The organism is Bartonella melophagi K-2C (assembly GCF_000278255.1).
GTDB classification, from domain to species: domain Bacteria; phylum Pseudomonadota; class Alphaproteobacteria; order Rhizobiales; family Rhizobiaceae; genus Bartonella; species Bartonella melophagi.
Map to the genome: position 1 here is coordinate 293,559 of NZ_JH725081.1, position 18,580 is coordinate 312,138.

Below are 18,580 nucleotides of genomic sequence, written 5' to 3' on the forward strand. Positions count from 1 at the left end.
AATAGTTACAAGATGTTAGGAGCTCAAGAATTTTAAGATTATCGTCATTATTAGTGTTGTTATTGTAAATGTAGTGATAATATTTCGGCATCATATTTATTGTGTCTGCACATTCAGATGTTAAATAGGTGAGATTATAAAGGCATTATTAATTCAAAGAAAGATTTATGATCTTTCTTTTAGAAATTTTAGAAAAGAAGATTATAGCCTTTAAGATGTATATGATTTTTGTTTTGATCATTTATGATCCAAATAATCGTTTATTCATTGTGTCGTCAGTTTTATTGTATCGTCAGCTTTATAGGTAAATGCTTTTAAAAAAGTCACAAAAGGCTAAGACGGTGTGGTGTGTATAGTTTTCTTTCAAAAAATAGTTATTTTCTGAAAATCTGCGACATTTTTTTAATTTTGTTTAAATTTTATTATCATAATTGCGAAATAAAGAAGTTTTTATTTTACTAATACCAAAGCGTTAAAGATAGGGTGGAGCTTGGATAATGACAATACGGGAAGCAATGTTGATATTACTAGTTTTGCTTCCCCTTGGTGGTAGCGCTATCATCGGTTTTTTTGGTTCAACTGCCAAAAATAATGAAGCATGGTTTGCTGGAGCGATAGCGTTTTTTAGCCTTCTTTCCACATTGATACTTTACCCAACGCTTTATGGAAATCATGTGGTCCGTTTAGATATTGCTTGGTTACCTGAGTGGGGTGTTAATTTAACTTTGCGCATGGACGGTTTATCGTGGCTTTTTTGCCTTTTAATTACAGGGATAGGCCTGCTTGTTGTTGTTTATGCACGTTACTATATGAACCCGGCAGATCCGGTTCCACGGTTTTTTTCTTTTTTTCTAGCTTTCATGGGATCAATGACAGGAGTAATCTTATCAGGAAATCTCGTCTTTTTAGTCATTTTCTGGGAATTGACCAGTATTTTTTCCTTTTTATTGATTGGTTATTGGTATCATAATGCTAGTGCGCGTGATGGGGCCCGTGTGGCTTTAATCGTTACGGGTTTTGGGGGCTTTGCGCTACTTTTGGGAGTTTTACTCATTGGTCATATTGTTGGCAGTTTTGATTTAGATGAGGTATTGCAATCTGGGAATCTCATCCGGTCGAATTCTCTTTATACACCCGTACTTATTTGCATTTTATTGGGAGGGCTAACAAAGAGTACACAGTTTCCCTTTCATTTTTGGCTGCCAAAAGCCATGGCTGCCCCAACGCCTGTATCATCTTATTTGCATTCAGCAACAATGGTAAAAGCAGGGTTGTTTTTGCTTATTCGTTTATGGCCAGTTTTATCGGGAACAGAATCTTGGTTTTTTTTAATAGGTTTTGCAGGTCTCACAACGTTGCTTCTTGGGGCCTATTTTTCAATGTTTCAGCAGGATTTGAAAGGTCTTCTTGCTTATTCAACTATTAGTCATCTTGGTTTAATTACAACACTTTTAAGTCTTGGCAGTCCACTTGCATGTGTTGCAGCAATTTTTCATATTGTTAATCATGCTACCTTTAAAGCGTCTTTATTTATGGCAGTGGGTATTGTTGATCATGAAACAGGAACGCGTGACATACGCAAATTAACGGGTCTTTTTCGTTATATGCCTATTACAGGAACTCTCGCTTTAGTCGCGGGTGCGGCTATGGCTGGTGTTCCTTTATTGAATGGTTTTTTATCAAAAGAGATGTTCTTTGCACAAGCGGTTGAAACGCATATGGAATCGTGGTTGGATTGGATTGCACCTTACGTGGCAACGCTTGCTAGCTTGTTTAGCGTGACTTATTCTGTACGTTTTATTCATGGTGTCTTTTTTGGGCCAAAACCTATCAATTTACCCAAAATACCGTGTGAACCACCACGTTTTATGCGCTTTCCGATAGAGTTTTTGGTTTTTATTTGTTTGGCAGTTGGTATTTTCCCCAGTTTAACAATGGGATTCATTTTAGATAATGCGGTTATGGCTGTTTTAGGACCTGCGAGAGTTTCTTATAATTTAGCTGTCTGGCATGGCTTTAATACCCCTTTGATGATGAGTTTGGTCGCTTTATCAGGAGGGGTACTGCTTTATATTTTAGGGCGTCGTTATTTTCTATTTTGTGATGAAGGTCCTCCTTTTTTTCGTTATTTAAAGAGGCAGCATATTTTCAAACGAATTCTCATGATGATTTCTTGGAAATGGGCGCGTGCGGCAGAAGTTTTTTTGTCAACACGTCGTTTACAAGTTCAATTGCATTGGGTGCTTTTGGTTTGTTTTGCGTTTGTTGGTTTTTTATTATGGCATGATGGTTTGATTTCAGCTGGTCCATTATTGCTTTTTCCGCTTGATTTACCCTTCATAGCCATTTGGCTGATTGGTGGGGTTTGTGCTCTTTTAGTTGCTTTGTATGCAAAATTTCATCGTTTTGCATCATTAATGTTCTTAGGCGGCGCTGGTTTGATGACCTGTGCGTCTTTTTTATGGCTTTCTGCACCCGATTTGGCGCTGACACAATTGGTTGTTGAAGTTGTAACAGCAATTCTTTTACTTCTTGGTTTGCGGTGGTTGCCTAAGCGTTTGTATGATTCTGCGCCACTGCCTGTTGGTTTTGTAGTGCGTTTGCGCCGTATGAGTGATTTTATCATAGCGTTTGTGGGAGGAGCAGGTATGGCGTGGTTATCATTTGCGATGATGACGCGTCCCCAAGGGGTAACAATTTCTGATTTTTTTCTTACTCATGCTTATTCTGAGGCTGGTGGTCGCAATGTTGTGAATGTGTTATTGGTTGATTTTCGTGGCTTTGATACAATGGGAGAAATTGTTGTTTTGGGTATCGTTTCGCTCACTGTTTTTGCTCTTTTACGGCGTTTTCGCCCTGCTCCTGAAAGTGTTAATGCGCCTTTTCAACAACGCATTCAAACAGCTTTTGATGCAGCGCAACCTGATCGTGAAGTTGGGGATACTTTATCGGATTATTTAACTATTCCTTCTGTTATTATGCATTGGCTTTTTCCTGTTATTATTGCTATTGCGGTTTATTTATTAATGCGTGGGCATGATTTTCCAGGAGGTGGGTTTGCTGGTGGTATTACTTTAGCAGTGGGGTTTATTTTACAGTATCTTGCTACTAATATTCGTTGGGTGGAAAGCCATTTACGTGTTTTACCTGTACGTTGGATTGGTTTTGGCTTATTATTATCAGTGGTAACTGGGGCAAGTTCTTGGTTTTTTGGATATCCTTTTTTGACATCGTTTTTTCAGTATATTCATCTGCCTTTAATTGAAAACATTCCAATAGCATCTGCTTTGTTGTTTGATTTTGGCGTGTTTTCTGTGGTTTTGGGAGCGAGCGTTCTTATTTTAATTGCGCTTGCACATCAATCAATTCGCTTTTACCGAATTAGTAAGAAATCTATTGCAAAGAAAAAGGAAAGTTAATGGAAGTTGTTCTTTCTTTAGGCATTGGTGTTTTTATTGGATCAGGCATTTGGCTTCTTTTGCGTCCACGAACTTTTCAAGTTATTCTTGGTTTATCGTTGCTCTCTTATGGGGTTAATCTTTTTATATTTTCAATGAGCAGACCACGCAACAATGCAGCGCCTATTATTGATCCTTCTATTGTGATTAATCCTGCAAATTATGTTGATCCTTTACCTCAGGCTTTAGTTTTGACAGCAATTGTGATTGGTTTTGCAACGACAGCGCTATTTTTAGTCATCCTTTTGGTTTCACGCGGTTTAACAAATTCAGACCACGTTGATGGACATGAAGTAAGATGACAGAAATTTGGCTGCGTCATTTACTTATTTTACCTGTTCTTGTGCCATTAAGCATTGGAGCAATTCTTCTGTTTTATGATGAACGTCGTTCACAGCTTAAATCACGCATTAGCCTTTTTTCCGCGGGTTTATTGGTTGTTATTTCTGTTATTTTGCTTATGCGTACTCTTGAAATAGCTCCAGCTTCAGATGTATATCGGCTTGGCAATTGGCCTTCTCCTTTCGGCATAGTTTTGGTTCTTGATCGCTTAAGTGCTATGATGCTTTTGCTTTCAAATGTGTTAATTGCTGCTGGTTTGATTTTTTCACAAGCTTATTGGTGTAAAGCGGGCCCTCATTTTCAGTCGCTGATGCAATTTTTGATAGTGGGGATAAATGGTGCTTTCTTAACGGGTGATTTATTCAATTTATTTGTATTTTTTGAAGTTATGTTAACCGCCTCTTATGGGCTTGCATTACATGGTTTGGGTCAATCACGGGTGCGTGCAGGTATGCATTATGTGGTCATTAACCTTGTTGCTTCATTGTTTTTCTTAATTGGTGCAGCGCTCATTTATGGGGTTGTTGGTACACTTAATATGGCTGATTTAGCTATCAAGATAAAACATATAACTGATGGGGATATTGTTTTATTTAAGGTAGGTGCAACATTTTTAGGTATTGCGTTTTTGCTCAAAGCCGGTATGTGGCCACTTAATTTTTGGTTGGTGCCAGCTTATAGTGCAGCAGCAGCACCTGTTGGTGCTTCTTTTGTGATTTTAAGTAAAGTGGGTATTTATGTTATTTTGCGTTTAACGCTATTATGTTTTAGCTCTGAAAGCGAATATTTGACTCATTTTGGTCATACGGTTTTATTTTATGGTGGGCTTGTCACACTAACTTTTGGTGTTGTTGGGGTATTAGCTAGTCAAGTTTTGAGGCGTTTGGCATCTTACAGTATTCTTGTGTCTTCTGGTACAGTGTTAACAGCAATTGGAACAGGTAATGTGGTGCTAACTGCAGGGATACTTTTTTATATTGTTTCTTCAACTTTAGCGCTTGGAGCTTTTTTTCTTTTGGTTGAATTGGTTGAGCGCAGTCGAGATATGGCTACTAATGTTTTGGCTGTTACAATGGAATTGTATGGTGAGGATGAAGAGGAGCAAGAAGATGAAATTGGTACTTATTTACCAATAACTTTAGCTGTTCTTGGAGCTTGTTTTAGTATCTGTGCAATTTTGATTATTGGATTGCCTCCTTTTTCTGGTTTTGTTGCAAAATTTATGATGCTTACAGCTATTTTAAATGCAGACGAGGGAAATTTTTCTACTTATGTGCCAGTTTTGCGTGATTGGTTTTTTATAGTTTTTGTTATTCTATCTAGTTTTGCGACTTTGGTTGCAATGATACGCATGGGCATTCGAACTTTTTGGGTTTCTTTTGAGAGTAAAGTTCCACCTATACAAATGACCGAATTTGCACCTATCGCTGTTCTTTTTTCTTTATGTTTTATGATAACGATTATGGCTAGCCCTGTGAGTCATTATATGTCTGAAACCGCTAAGACTTTGCATGATCCTAAAAATTATGTTGAGAGTGTTTTATTTAATTTTTCTCTTAAAAAAACTGAGAGGAATCAATGAAACGCTTTTTTCCTCATCCTTTTCTAAGTGGTGCGATTGTTTTTATGTGGTTTGTTTTAAATGGTTTCACTTTAGGCCAGCTCCTTTTAGGAGGTGTAGTCTCTTTATTTGGTGGTTGGATGATGCAGTTGCTTGAGCCGGAAAAAATCACAATTAAAAGTTGGAATGCAATTTTCCGGTTAGCTTTTCGGGTATTAATAGATTCTATTTGTGCAAATATTACGATGGCTTGGTTTATTTTAACAAAAAAGCGCAAAGAACAGCACTCTGGTTTTATTATTGTGCCTCTTGCACTTAAGAGCCGTACGGCTTTAGCTGTTTTGGCATGTATTTTTTCAGCAATTCCAGGCACTGTTTGGATTGCGTATAATAGCAAAAATAGTGAACTTTTAGTTCATGTGTTCAATTTAACGGATGGAAATGATTATCAACAGTTGATCAAACAACGATATGAGCAATTGCTTTTGGAGATTTTCTAATGAGTATGGTGATTCTTTATTGGGGAATTTTCCTCTCACAAATTTTCTTAAGTTTGGCGATGATTTTAGCGTTTTTTCGATTAATTTATGGTCCAAGGGTACAGGATCGAGTTGTGGGGTTGGATACTCTTTATATGACGACTGTTCTTTTATTTCTTATATTTGATATTCGTTCAGGGACAAATATTTATTTTGATGTTGCTCTTATGATTGGGTTTTTAGGTCCTATCTCAAGTGTTGCTTTAGCAAAATTTTTAATGCGTGGAGAAATTATTGAATGAAAGATGATGTTTCGCTTTGGATTGCCATTGTTATTACTATTTTTTTAGTGCTGGGATCCGGTCTTACACTTATTGGAGCAATAGGGCTTATGCGTTTTTCTTGCTTTTATGAGCGTCTCCATATGCCTTCATTAGGTGCAAGCTTGGGAACTGGAAGCATTGTTATTGCTGCAATCCTTTATGCGATATTTGTAGATGGTCATTTTGTTGTGCATGAAGCTTTGTTAGCAATTTTCACACTTATAACAATACCCGTTACGACTATGCTTCTTTCACAGGCTGCGGCTCATCGAGATCACTCAGAAGATTGGCTGCAAAAGCCGCCAACCTTTTTGGTAAATCAGACAGAAGAAAAATTGCCTACATTAGAAGATAAAACATCACATTGAGGCCAGTATGATTTTTAATCTAGAACCTATTTTATGTTTCTTTCTTCTTCACACATAATGGGTTTTTCTTCATTGGGATCATTAATATGGTCATAAAGTATGGCTTCATTTTTAGTTGTCCACCAAATATATTGAGCTCCCGCATATTTTGAACCTGAAGCTGAAATTACATTTGCTCCAACAATGCGTTCACCTTTCCATGTAAAATCGACTAACGAAATATTACCAGCGTTGAGATAAGTAACTTCAATGCGTTCTCTATTGGTTTGAGTGCCACATTGATAGACAACTGTTTCTTTAGTGGGGGTTGAATTGCTTGGTACTTCAATGACTAAAGAACTGGAAAAAATATTGGTTTTATTGAACAAGAAATAAAAAATAACAAAAGCTCCTAAAGTAAAAAGTCCTAAAATAGGTAGAATTTTTTTCATTGACGCTTCCTTCTTACTCATAAATGATAACCTTAATTGATGAAATGGTGTCTACGGCGGGATTCGAACCCACGACCCCAGGATTCATACCACTTCGATTTTCATCGCCAGTCTTATTATTGTAAGCTGTTTGTGGTCTGGACTGTCTCTTCACCTTGAAGTATACACTTTTTAGGCGCTGCCCGTTCAGTCTCTACACCTTCCTTGTTTTTTTAAAACAGGCTTGGCTCGGGATTGGCATACAGTCTCCTGTGAAGCTTTCCCCGAATTTGAGCAGATCCACTTTAAAGATTTCTCCTCAAAGCGCCCAATTTATTTAGGAATCCTGTGCTCTATCCTACTGAGCTACGCAGACTCAAATCACACCTACTCTTTTAACTAAAGTATAAAAATTAATCAATTAATAAATAGAAATTAATCGGATTTCATTAATTTTTGTTTCAGGAAAGTCAAGACTGCATTTGGTGAAACATTTTTAGCTATAAATGATTGGCCCAGTGCGCGTGTTAGGATAAAAGTTAAGTTATTTTGCGAAACTTTTTTATCTTGGGCAATAAAAGTCATAAGTGTTTCGGCATTTGGAAGTTTGCCGGGGATATCTTGTAGTTGTGTTGGTAAACCAACGGTTTTAAAATGTGCTTTAATACGTTGTGTCACTGTGGGACTGATTAAATTTAATTGTTCAGAAAACTGGTGGGCTAAAATTATTCCAATAGCTACAGCTTCACCATGGATTAAACGATTTGAATCGTAAATAGTTGCTGTTTCAAGCATATGTCCAAATGTATGACCAAGATTTAGCAATGTGCGTTGGCCTGTTTCATATTCATCGTGCGTTATAATATCAGCTTTAAATTGACATGAGCGAGCAATAGCTTCTATTTGTATTGGGCCCTTGGAAAAGACTTTTTGCCAATTTTTTTCAAGCCATTCAAAAAAATGAGGCTGATTAATGAGGCCATATTTAACCATTTCTGCATAGCCAGCGCGAAATTCGCGTGAGGGTAATGTACCAAGAACATCAATGTCAGTAATAACGCATTGGGGTTGATAGAAGGTACCGATGAGATTCTTACCATAGGGACTATTGATTCCGGTTTTTCCACCAACGGATGAATCAATTTGTGCTAGAAGTGTTGTAGGCATTTGAATGAAATGCATACCTCGGCGTATGATGCTTGCAGCAAATCCTGCAAGATCACCAATAACACCGCCCCCCAAAGCAATAATGCTATCGCCTCTTTCTAAACGAGCAGAGAGAATTTTATCGATCACATTTTGCAAAATTGGAAACGACTTTGATTGTTCTCCTGCTTCTACGATGATGGGGAGAGTGTAGATTTCATTTTCTGCTAATTTTGTCTGCAATGTGTTCAAATGAAAAGCAGCAACATTTTTATCTGTAACAATAGCTAAACGTATTTTTTGATGAGAACTCTTTTGATACAAATAATGCTTAATCTTTGAAACTGCTTGTGCAATTAAACCTGAGCCGATAACGATATCATAACAATGTTTATTCAGTTTGACAGTAACAATTTTGGTTTGCATGCTTTTTATCTCTATCGTTATTTTATGGATAAATAGCGTTGTACAGACCGTATCACGTTATGCGCTACTACATGATAATGTTCTTCATGATTGTTAATTGTTAAATTTGCTTGTGCGTAAATAGGATAGCGTTGCTCCATGAGTTTTTGCATCGTTTCTTTAGGATTTTCTGTTTGAAGCAATGGTCGCGCAAAACACCTTGAAACGCGCTCTATGAGGACATGAAGATCTGCTTTAAGCCATATGGATATACCATTTTGATGAATGGCTTTTCGGATGTTTTCATTTATATAAGCACCTCCACCTGTCGCTAAAATGAGAGGACCTTTTTTAATGATGTTTAGAATAACTTTCTGTTCAAGAGCGCGGAATTTTGATTCGCCATACATTTCAAATAATTGGGTGATTGTCATCTGTGCAGCTTTTTCGATTTCTTGATCAGAATCATAAAATGGCAAACTGAGCATAGTAGCGACGTGTTTTCCAATAACGGATTTTCCTGAACCCATAAGACCGACGAATACAAGTGTTTGTTGGTTAAGATGTGATAATAGTTGGTTTTTTATTTGTATTATTGAAATATTTTGAAGTTGCTTATTTTTCATGATTTTATTTCGATATTTATCTGCTTTAAAATCAATTTCTGTTAATCTTTGTCAGGCATAATAAAGTTAAGAGTGTTTTTGGGATAATTTATTTTCTTATGCCAATATTAACCGATTTTGATAAATTTCTTCATTATAATCAGCTATTTTCCAGTCTTATGATAATGTTTATAATTTGGGTTGAATTCATAACAAAAAAATATGTGTAACAATGTTCCTTTTAATTTATACAATGTGTTTTTAAAAGCAAATCCATGAAAAGTAATGCTGTGATAGATCGTTTTCTTGAAATGATGAGTGCTGAACGAGGGGCTTGTGCTCATACACTTTCTGCTTATCAGAATGATTTACAATGGGTACATGACCAGTTGTGTTCACGCTCTGTTTCACTTTTTTCGGCACAAAGAGAGGATTTAATCAATCTTTTGTCGCTTATGCATACTGCTGGTTTTGCAGCTACTTCGCAAGCACGTCGTTTATCGACTTTGCGTCAGTTTTATCAATTTCTTTATGCTGAGGGATTAAGAACAGATGACCCTTCTCATGATATTGATACGCCTCGTCAAAGACGTCTTTTACCAAAAACCATGAATGAAGATACGGTGACAAAATTACTTGATCGTGCGCAACTAGAGGTAGATCAAGCAGATCATGGATCGAAAAATTATCTGCGCGCGTTGCGTCTTCAGCTATTGGTTGAAATGCTTTATGCAACAGGATTACGCATTAGTGAGTTGGTAAGTCTTCCGGTTCAAGCAGTACGCGGAAAGGAACAATTTATTATTGTTCGTGGTAAGGGAGAAAAAGAACGTATGGTCCTCTTATCAGTTAAGGCGTGCCAAGTTATTTCTCAGTGGTTAGTTTTGCGTGATCAGGGCAAGGATGCGGCAAGCTTTTATCTTTTTCCTGCTCGCTCATCAACAGGATATGTTGCCCGCCAGTTTGTTGCACGAGGATTAAAAGACCTCGCCAAAAGAGCAGGAGTGAAAAGCAGCAACTTTTCTCCCCATGTATTGCGCCATGCTTTTGCTAGTCATCTTTTGCAAAATGGTGCTGACTTACGTGTGGTTCAGCATTTATTGGGGCATTGTGATATTTCTACTACCCAGATTTATACACATGTATTGGAAGAAAGGCTGTATTGTTTGGTTAATGAGCATCACCCACTTGCTGATCAGCAGAAGGCCGGGTAAAGAAAAAGTAATATTTTGAAAAATACTTAAAAAGATTATAGATATATAAGTTATACACGAGTAAGTTAGGAAGAATGTATAATTATCTTGATTTTGAAAAACCTGTTGCTGATCTAGATGTGCAAATTCTTGAATTAAAAAAGATTGCTCAAGAAAAGGGTAGTCTTGACATGAAGGATGAGATTGCGCGTCTTGAGATGCGTTCTCAGATAGCTTTGCGCGATCTTTATAAAAAATTGTCACCGTGGCAAAAAACACAAGTGGCACGCCACCCTAATCGACCTCATTTTATGGATTATTCAGCATATTTATTGAGTGATGTTACACCTTTGGCAGGTGACCGTAAATTTGCCGAAGATGAAGCTATTCAAGCTGGCTTTGCACGCTTTAAGGGTGAAGCGATTGCTTATATAGGTCAAGAAAAAGGCCATGATACACAAACTCGTTTACGGCATAATTTTGGTTCTGCTCGCCCAGAGGGGTATCGCAAAGCTGTGCGGGTTATGGAAATGGCGGATCGTTTTGATTTGCCATTATTAACTTTTGTTGACACAGCTGGTGCTTATCCTGGTGTGAGTGCTGAAGAACGTGGACAGGCAGAGGCAATTGCACAATCAACAGCGGCAACTTTACGTCTACGTGTTCCTGTTGTTTCAGTCATTATTGGAGAAGGTGGTTCTGGAGGGGCAATAGCGATTGCTGCGGCTAATAAGGTTTATATGCTGGAGCATTCAATTTATTCGGTTATTTCACCAGAAGGGGCGGCTTCTATTTTATGGCGTGATCCAACTCGTGCGAAAGATGCAGCAACCAATATGCGTATTACTGCTCAAGACCTTTATAAACTAAAGGTTATTGATGGCATTATTCCTGAACCTTTGGGGGGGGCACATCGGGGGAAGGAAGCTGTTATGGAAACAACAGGCAATATTATTTCTGTTGCTTTACACTCTATGGCTAATAAAGATGGTGAAACTATAAGACGGGAGCGCTGGGAAAAATATCTTCAAATTGGCCGTTCTTTGGCTTAATTGAGGTGGTTTGTGTGAGACTTTATAGATTAGAGTTTTATTTCAATGAAGTTAAATCGGTATTTTTCATTGTTTTTTTTGTTGGCGATTGGAATGTTGATAGCGTGTCAAAAGCAATTACCTCCTTCTGTTCAAGTTAAAGTTAAGCAGCCATTACCAAAAGAGATTCACCATAAAATGGTTACACATAATGTCGATCCGTATGCACCGATTATGATGCGTTTTTTTAAGGAAGAAAATGTTGCTGAAGTTTGGAAGCAAGATCGTACCGGGCGTTTTGTGCTTGTGGCAAGTTATGACATTTGCAAATGGTCAGGCCAACTTGGACCTAAATATAAAGAAGGGGATTATCAAACACCAGAAGGCTTTTATACCATTAATGCAAACCAAATGAACCCTTATTCGAGTTATTATCTTTCTTTTAATATTGGTTTTCCTAATCTTTATGATCAAGCACATGGCCGTACAGGTAGTTATCTTATGGTTCATGGGGGATGCACTTCTGTAGGCTGTTATGCAATGACTGATAGTAATATGGGACAAATTTATGCTTTTGCACGAGATGCTTTTAAGGGTGGGCAGAAAGAATTTCAGTTACATACCTTCCCCTTTCGCATGACCGATGCTAATATGAAACGTCATCGTGACAACCCTCATTATCAATTTTGGGAGATGCTCAAAGAAGGTTATGATCTCTTTGAGACCAAGCGTGCGCTTTCAAAAATTGATGTTTATGAAAAACGCTATGTTTTCGATCGTCTTACCAAAAAAGATTTAAGTGTGGTAAAACCATAAAATATAGATTTTGTTGTGAAAAATACCGTGTCTTTTATAATTTTTCAAAACCAGTTTGCTAAATTCATTAAAGATGATCAGTATTCATTACGATGATAATATTATCGTACTTTAGTAGAAAGTTTGAGCAGAATTACCGAAAAACGTAGAAAATTGATTATAAAGGTAATAGAAATATAGGCTATTTTCCTATGTTCCACGTGAATCATCAACAATAATTTATTATATATAGGCAGGTCGTTTATGCGGGATGGGGATTTTGCGCGGTATTCTTGTATTAATTTTATATGTCTGTGGTGCGGCAATGAGTTGTACTGTCAAAGGAAGAATGGAAGAAGGTAAAGCAGTGATTAAAGGAGAGGTAAGGATAACATTTCCTTCCTTATCAAAGGTGTCTTCTATGCGTTTTTTTACAACTTCAGGATCACACATTTGTTCTTCCATATCGGTGATTTGCGTCATTTTAGTACCGTAAGGTTTTAAAGTGGCTAATGTTGATTGTGGAGAACCTTGAAGAGAAAATCCTGTTTCAAGCAATTGTGCTGCTTTTCCTTCTCTTGCATCAATGGTATCTAACCCTAAAACGACAGCAATAATCGTACGTTTATTGCGGGTTGCTGAAGCAACAAGATTGAAACCAGAAGCGCAAGTAAAGCCAGTTTTCATCCCATCTATTCCATTAAAATGGTTAATGAGGTTGTTTGAATTGAATTTGATTTTTCGCCCATCACCAAAATCAATAGCTGGAATAGAAAAATAATGAGCATATTGGGGAAATTCCCGACGGATTTGAACAGCGAGAAGAGCAATATCGCGTGCTGTGGTGTAATTGTCTGGATGTGGTAGACCACTTGCATTAGCAAAATGAGTTCCAAACATGCCTAAACGTTGGGCTTGGACATTCATTTGTTGCACAAAAGCTTCTTGTGAACCAGAAACAGCTTCACTTAAAGCAATGGCCAAATCATTGGCTGATTTAACTAACGTGATGCTTAAAGCTGTTTCCAGTGTAAGGATGGAACCTGTTTCATAACCTGAATGGATGGGAGAAGCTTGTGATGCGTTTTGGCTGATGATGATGTGTTTTTGTGGTGAAATTTCTCCTATACTCATGGCACGAAAAATAACGTAAGTAGTCATTAATTTTGTTAAAGAAGCAGGGTACCATCGTTCAAAAGCTTGGTTATGTTCTAATATTCGTCCAGTTGTAGCGTCAACAGAGATAAAGGGATAAGATAGAGTTAGAGTGCTTGTCATACTTAAAATAAAAGACAAACAGAGGCTGTATAAGAGTCGACGCATATAATTTAAGCCTAATTATTGTCCAGTTTAAGTAACTTAGAACTGTTTTAGCTTTAAATACAATAGATTTGAATGTATAAAATAAAGAAAGGAGCGTTTAATTACATATAGGTCCTTTCCAATGATGACCGAGCGCTTGAAGCCTTTTAACAGCAAAGGGTGGCATAGGTGGGGGAGTGGGGTCTTGAGCGGCCAATAAGAGCAATTCATCACAGGCTTTTTCTGTTTTTTCGATTAGTTGGTCTAAAAAGTCACGTTTATTTAAGCCAGTTTCTATAGGAGGAAGAATACGCACACGAATTTTTCCTGGATAACGGCGAAAATTATCACGTGGCCAATATAAACCAGCGTTGTGGGCAATGGGTACAACTTGGAGTTTTAATTCGTTATAAAGGGCAGTAATACCTGGTTTATAATTTGGCTCTTGACCGGGTTGTCGGCGTGTTCCTTCGGGGAAGATCAAAATTTGGCGCCCTTGTTTTGCTTTTTGTTTTGCTTTTTGTATGATGATTTTAAGGGTTTGAATAGGGGTTGCTCGGTTAATTGGGATAACTTGTGTTTTGGCCATATACCAGCCAAAAAAAGGGATCCACATTAGTTCACGTTTTAAAATAAGGGCAGGATCATCAAAATAGGGTACAAGGCTAAAGGTTTCCCACGCAGATTGATGTTTTATAGCAATAATATATGCACCCTTTGGTAGGTTTTCTATACCTTCAATTTCATAATGTGTTCCAGCAATGTATTTTTGTAAAAATAATGTAACACGTGCCCATGTTTTAGGGATAACCCACGCTTTCTTACGGGGCATTAAAAAATAAAAGGGGGCATAAAGAATCATTTGCACAAAAGTGGTTGTATAAAAAGCAAACGTAAAGAGAAGAGAACGAAGGATAAGTACCATATTTATTTAATATTTTCTGAAACTCTAGTTGTTCCACTCTATGTGCGGAAAATATCGTCATTATAATATACTTATTTTATGTATTTAAAACTATAAAACAAGAGAATAAGAATATCACAAGTTGTCAGAAGCAAATTTTGCTCAACAAATTTTATCTATTAGTTGATCTTGATCTTTTTTGTCAGATTGGAATCCAAAGAAATTTAGAGTTTTTATTAGAAATAAAAACTTAAAATATTAAGTACGGTAGTTAGTTATGACTGTATTAAATACGTAAGATAGTCTTATGTTTTTTACGCAGACGATGCCTCTTTTATAACTGATCGAATTAAATTCAATTTGATATAATCAATTTAAGTAAATATATGACTTAAGATGCCTAGATAACATAACTTATTACAGAGTGGTTTGCTTAATTATCAAATTTACTTCATTATTTTTGTAAATACTTAAATCAAGAAACAATTCTTACAAAAAATAAAAAATCACTTGAAGAAGTGCTTTGCATTATAAAGTGAATTTTAGTGGAAGTAAAACATATTTTATTGGAGCGGGCGATGGGATTCGAACCCACGACCCCAACCTTGGCAAGGTTGTGCTCTACCCCTGAGCTACACCCGCTCACATATTCTCAAACGCCTTTTGTATGGCTTAGCCTTGTTTGAATTGCAACAAAAAAATAACGTTTCAGTGAAATTTATTTTCAATGTTAAAAAAGTATTATTCAACTGGTGATTTAAATAGTGCTAGATAATTGATTTATATTTAACAAATATGCCCTTCTCAAGGGAGGGTAAGTGATTATAAACTTCAGCAAAACACTTTTTGTCCATCAATAAGTTAAAAAGATTGGCAACATTGTTTGCGTTTTTCAAGATTGATTAGCCGATTAGGGTGGTCTTTTTAACGATTGAAAAAATTGATGCTTGTGACTCTTCGGGAGAAGTATTGAAAATTTTATTCGATTTTAAATCATAAGAAGCGGCAGTTTTTGTCAAATAGAGTTACTCAATAAGATTTTGAGTTTGCTAAAGTTTTTCATAATCGTGTGGATAGTTTATTAAATAAGCAGTATCATAAGGTTTATCTTATTTATGATCGCTGTTTTAGTGCAAGTGGATGTTTTGGATTTAAATAAATATATTCTCCGCATTAAGATCTAGTAAGTATTTGATTTTGTAGTATATTTAACTGAAAAGATTATTAAAGAGAATAAACTAATCACAATTATAGTGATGCATTCTATATATCAAGTTTTGAATGTGAGGGATCGGTGTATAGATAGTGTATGGAGAGAGTGCGTAGTAGAACAATGATCTTGGACATACACTAAAAAGAACGTAAATTACATGTTAGGATTTTTTGGCATGATTGGCATGCTTTAAAATTTTCACGATGAAGTTTTTGAAATGATATACTAATGATACACTATAATGGATTTGATATTTTGGTAGTGGATTAATATTTTGGCTGTAAAAAAAGCACATGAAGTTGATCATTTTCTAACGCATTTTTCGCGTTCTTTTCCCATTATTTTAATTTATGGTCCTGATCGTGGTCTTGTTTGTGAACGTGTGCAGCGTTTTGCTAAGCTAACGCAAGTGGCAATAAAGGATCCTTTTTCTACGATTCGTCTCAATGCAGCTGAGATTGATAAAGATCCTGTACGATTGCAAGATGAAGCACACACTTTATCACTTTTTGGTGGTGATCGTTTGATATGGATATCCAATGGTGCGAATCAAAAAGGTTTTCTTACTGCTCTTAAGCTTTTAATTAAAGAACCACCCAAAGCATGTTTCATTTTAATTGAAGCAGGGGATCTAAGAAAGGGTGTGGGGTTGCGCAATATTGTTGAAACGGCATCAACAGCTCTGGCTTTACCCTGTTATACGGATGATATCCGTTCCCTTGATAGAGTGATTGATGAGGTTTTGAATAATTTTAAAATGACTCTTTCTTTGGAAGCGCGCAAGTGGTTATACGAAAATTTAGGGGCGGACCGTCTTGTTTCGCGTGGTGAATTGGAAAAGCTTTGTCTTTATGCTCTAAAGAAAGATCAGGTTACGCTTGAAGATGTGAAGGCTGTGGTAAGTGAGGCTAGCGCTCTTTCTCAAGATGAAGTCATTGATGCTATTTTATTGGGAGATGTGGCAGGTTTTGAAATGCATTTTAGTCGATATGCGACTATGCAAAATACACTTTTCTTTGTTTTGAGTACAGCGCAAAGGCATTTTCAACAATTACAATTGTTGCGCTATCAAGTGGAAGTTGAAAGGAAAGCCCCTTTTGCAGTCATATCTCAAGCACGGCCACCGATTTTTTTTCGTAGAGAAAAAACAGTTGAAAAAGCTCTAAAATATTGGGGGTTGGAACAAATTGCTTATGCTATGGAAAAAATTCAATGCGCTATTTTAGATAGCCGTAAAAATCCATTTTTAGGTACAGCTATTGTTCATCAAGTTTTATTAGGATTGGCAGTTAGTGCACAAAAACGCATCTCTTCTTAAAAATTAGCTCCATCGGCATTGATGTGTTTTTGTGACTTGATAAATTTATAAGATATGTTTTTCCTTTATGGTAATTTTTTGTCAAAAGGCAAAAAACGATAATGCATAAAAGCTTTTGATCATGAAATTGTAGTATTACGTGTAATACTAGCGAACATTGTTTGTTTTGAGTAATTAGCAAATTTGCATCAAGATCAAAAAGGTCATTGTTCAACATGATTTAAGTATTAAGTATAAAGTACAAGGTTACTTAATATTTTGGGGTACGGTATATGAAGAAGTACTCCTTTATTAATGATAATATGGGAGTTAAGCAGTGATCTTAACAAGATGAGATATCAATGAAATTTGTTGATTTATCATTGTTGGTTTTAGTATAGTTTTTTAAATTTGGCTATCATAATTGTTATCCTTAAAAAGGTATCTGTTTTATACGAGAACAACTTTCATTTATGAAGTTTAGATCATTTTTATAAAGCTTAAAGAGACTTAAGAGAAAAATCATCAAAGAGTGTGAAGATTTGATAAGAAATATGTTGTGCTATAGTTGTCGTATTCTCATTAATGCAGTAAGTCATTATGCACGTGATAATGGTAGTGCTTTTGCAAGTCATATCGTACTTTCAGGGCTTTTAGCATTTTTTCCTTTTTGTATTTTTGGAGCATCTCTGGCCAGTTTTTTTTGGAATTTTGCGTATACACCACAAAAAATTGAAGCGCTTATGCACTTGTTGCCAGATGCAATTGCAGAACCTTTTTCTAAAGAAATCGTCAATGTTTTGGTAACACAACGAAGAGGTTTGTTAACGCTTTCTTTTGTTGGGGCAGCTTATTTTGCTTCAAATGGGGTAGAAGCTTTACGTGCAGCTTTGAATAAGGCTTATCGTGTTGTTGATCAGCGAAGTTTGTTTTTTTGTCGTTTTCAAAGTTTGTTTTTTGTGATCATTGGAACAATCGGTATTAGTGTTATCAGTTTTTTATTAGTTTTAGCACCTTTGCTGATAAAAATTACACAAAATCATTTTCCTTTTATTGTTGAATATATTGGTATTATTCGTTTATGGCGTTACACGATTGCGGTGGTTGTTTTATTTATCAGTCTTTTGATTGTTCATAAATGGTTGCCAGCAAAGCGCAGGAAATTGATAGATATTTTACCAGGAATTATCGTGACACTATTTTTGTGGTTTGCGGCATCGATTACTTTTGCACATTATTTAACAATGTTTAATTATGTGTCCACTTACGCTGGGTTAGCATCTATTATGATTGCTATTATTTTTCTTTATATGTTGAGTGCGATTTTTATTTTGGGGGGTGAAATAAACGCAGCAATTATGTTTTATCGCACTCGTTTACAACATTCAGATTCGTGAAAGAACTTTTTATTAAATATAAGGAATAAAGGTGCACATTCTACTATCGCTTTTTAGTGATTGATAAGGATACTTTGTGCCTAAAGCTAAAATTGATTATATTATGCGTCATTATCAGTTTCAAATATGTATTATGGCAAGTTAAGTTGCTTTTGTTTATTCTCAATTCTTAGAATATTTATTTAGTGAAACGCTTATTAAACAAAGGCTTTTTCTAAGGAGTTTGACGGTACAAGACTTGGAATGTAAATTGTAAGGTGTGAGGTGTCGTGTATTATGAAGACAGGTTAAAGCCATTGAAATGGATAATGCAGGTGGGAATAGCAGAGTGAAGCTTACCTTATACTTAAT

The 18,580-nt window shown here is 36.2% G+C and carries 15 protein-coding genes, 1 tRNA gene and 1 pseudogene; 11 read left to right on the forward strand and 6 right to left on the reverse strand.

Annotated features, from left to right (window positions below; translation table 11 throughout):
* The first annotated feature begins 497 nt into the window (after window positions 1-497).
* The 6 genes from ME3_RS01155 to mnhG are packed head-to-tail and all read left to right on the forward strand — an operon-like array spanning window position 498 to window position 6,531.
* A complete protein-coding gene (locus ME3_RS01155; RefSeq protein ID WP_007476344.1) occupies window positions 498-3,419 on the forward strand; it encodes a monovalent cation/H+ antiporter subunit A in 2,922 nt (973 codons plus the stop codon).
* Entirely contained in the window at window positions 3,419-3,760 is a 342-nt protein-coding gene (locus ME3_RS01160) for a Na+/H+ antiporter subunit C (RefSeq protein ID WP_007476346.1), read from the forward strand. The genes ME3_RS01155 and ME3_RS01160 overlap by 1 nt, the downstream gene beginning before the upstream one ends.
* Complete coding sequence (locus ME3_RS01165; protein WP_007476348.1) at window positions 3,757-5,382, forward strand: monovalent cation/H+ antiporter subunit D; 1,626 nt, start codon at window positions 3,757-3,759, stop codon at window positions 5,380-5,382. Before ME3_RS01160 ends, ME3_RS01165 begins: the two co-directional genes overlap by 4 nt.
* Entirely contained in the window at window positions 5,379-5,861 is a 483-nt protein-coding gene (locus ME3_RS01170) for a Na+/H+ antiporter subunit E (protein WP_007476350.1), read from the forward strand. The genes ME3_RS01165 and ME3_RS01170 overlap by 4 nt, the downstream gene beginning before the upstream one ends.
* Complete coding sequence (locus ME3_RS01175; protein WP_007476351.1) at window positions 5,861-6,142, forward strand: K+/H+ antiporter subunit F; 282 nt, start codon at window positions 5,861-5,863, stop codon at window positions 6,140-6,142. The genes ME3_RS01170 and ME3_RS01175 overlap by 1 nt, the downstream gene beginning before the upstream one ends.
* Window positions 6,139-6,531 (forward strand): monovalent cation/H(+) antiporter subunit G, encoded by a 393-nt coding sequence (gene mnhG / locus ME3_RS01180; protein WP_007476352.1) that lies wholly within the window; start codon window positions 6,139-6,141, stop codon window positions 6,529-6,531. The genes ME3_RS01175 and mnhG overlap by 4 nt, the downstream gene beginning before the upstream one ends.
* Window positions 6,532-6,557: 26 nt before the next feature.
* On the opposite strand, the gene ME3_RS01185 is transcribed toward mnhG, so the two are convergent.
* From ME3_RS01185 to ME3_RS01195, 3 genes and pseudogenes are all read right to left on the reverse strand, one after another.
* Window positions 6,558-6,962, reverse strand: coding sequence for an MliC family protein (locus tag ME3_RS01185; RefSeq protein ID WP_007476353.1), 405 nt, complete (start codon window positions 6,960-6,962; stop codon window positions 6,558-6,560).
* Window positions 6,963-7,376: 414 nt separating this feature from the next.
* Window positions 7,377-8,513 carry a 3-dehydroquinate synthase gene (gene aroB, locus ME3_RS01190; protein WP_007476354.1) on the reverse strand — a complete coding sequence of 379 codons (1,137 nt, stop codon included), beginning with the start codon at window positions 8,511-8,513 and terminating at the stop codon, window positions 7,377-7,379.
* Window positions 8,479-9,118 (reverse strand): annotated as a pseudogene (locus ME3_RS01195) (shikimate kinase). The gene aroB and the pseudogene ME3_RS01195 overlap by 35 nt, the downstream one beginning before the upstream one ends.
* A gap of 254 nt (window positions 9,119-9,372) precedes the next feature.
* Here ME3_RS01195 and ME3_RS01200 point away from each other — a divergent pair.
* From ME3_RS01200 to ME3_RS01210, 3 genes are all read left to right on the forward strand, one after another.
* Window positions 9,373-10,311 (forward strand): site-specific tyrosine recombinase XerD, encoded by a 939-nt coding sequence (locus ME3_RS01200; RefSeq protein ID WP_007476356.1) that lies wholly within the window; start codon window positions 9,373-9,375, stop codon window positions 10,309-10,311.
* Between the two features lie 74 nt (window positions 10,312-10,385).
* The gene (locus ME3_RS01205; protein ID WP_007476357.1) at window positions 10,386-11,342 is read left to right on the forward strand and encodes an acetyl-CoA carboxylase carboxyltransferase subunit alpha; all 957 of its coding nucleotides are present in this window, start codon (window positions 10,386-10,388) and stop codon (window positions 11,340-11,342) included.
* 45 nt (window positions 11,343-11,387) lie between these two features.
* On the forward strand, window positions 11,388-12,137 hold the full coding sequence (locus ME3_RS01210) for a L,D-transpeptidase family protein (protein ID WP_007476358.1): 750 nt from the start codon (window positions 11,388-11,390) through the stop codon (window positions 12,135-12,137).
* Between the two features lie 222 nt (window positions 12,138-12,359).
* Here ME3_RS01210 and ME3_RS01215 read toward each other — a convergent pair whose 3' ends face one another.
* The 3 genes from ME3_RS01215 to ME3_RS01225 all read right to left on the reverse strand — a co-directional run bounded on the left by ME3_RS01215 (window position 12,360) and on the right by ME3_RS01225 (window position 14,964).
* Complete coding sequence (locus tag ME3_RS01215) at window positions 12,360-13,439, reverse strand: D-alanyl-D-alanine carboxypeptidase family protein (RefSeq protein WP_007476359.1); 1,080 nt, start codon at window positions 13,437-13,439, stop codon at window positions 12,360-12,362.
* 97 nt (window positions 13,440-13,536) lie between these two features.
* Window positions 13,537-14,343 carry a lysophospholipid acyltransferase family protein gene (locus tag ME3_RS01220; protein WP_007476361.1) on the reverse strand — a complete coding sequence of 269 codons (807 nt, stop codon included), beginning with the start codon at window positions 14,341-14,343 and terminating at the stop codon, window positions 13,537-13,539.
* Window positions 14,344-14,889: 546 nt separating this feature from the next.
* Window positions 14,890-14,964 (reverse strand) — tRNA-Gly (locus tag ME3_RS01225).
* An 845-nt stretch (window positions 14,965-15,809) separates the two neighbouring features.
* On the opposite strand from ME3_RS01225, the gene holA reads away from it, so the two are divergent.
* Window positions 15,810-16,853 (forward strand): DNA polymerase III subunit delta, encoded by a 1,044-nt coding sequence (gene holA / locus ME3_RS01230; protein WP_007476364.1) that lies wholly within the window; start codon window positions 15,810-15,812, stop codon window positions 16,851-16,853.
* Between the two features lie 533 nt (window positions 16,854-17,386).
* Window positions 17,387-18,229 carry a YihY/virulence factor BrkB family protein gene (locus ME3_RS01235; RefSeq protein WP_007476365.1) on the forward strand — a complete coding sequence of 281 codons (843 nt, stop codon included), beginning with the start codon at window positions 17,387-17,389 and terminating at the stop codon, window positions 18,227-18,229.
* The last annotated feature ends 351 nt before the right edge of the window (window positions 18,230-18,580 follow it).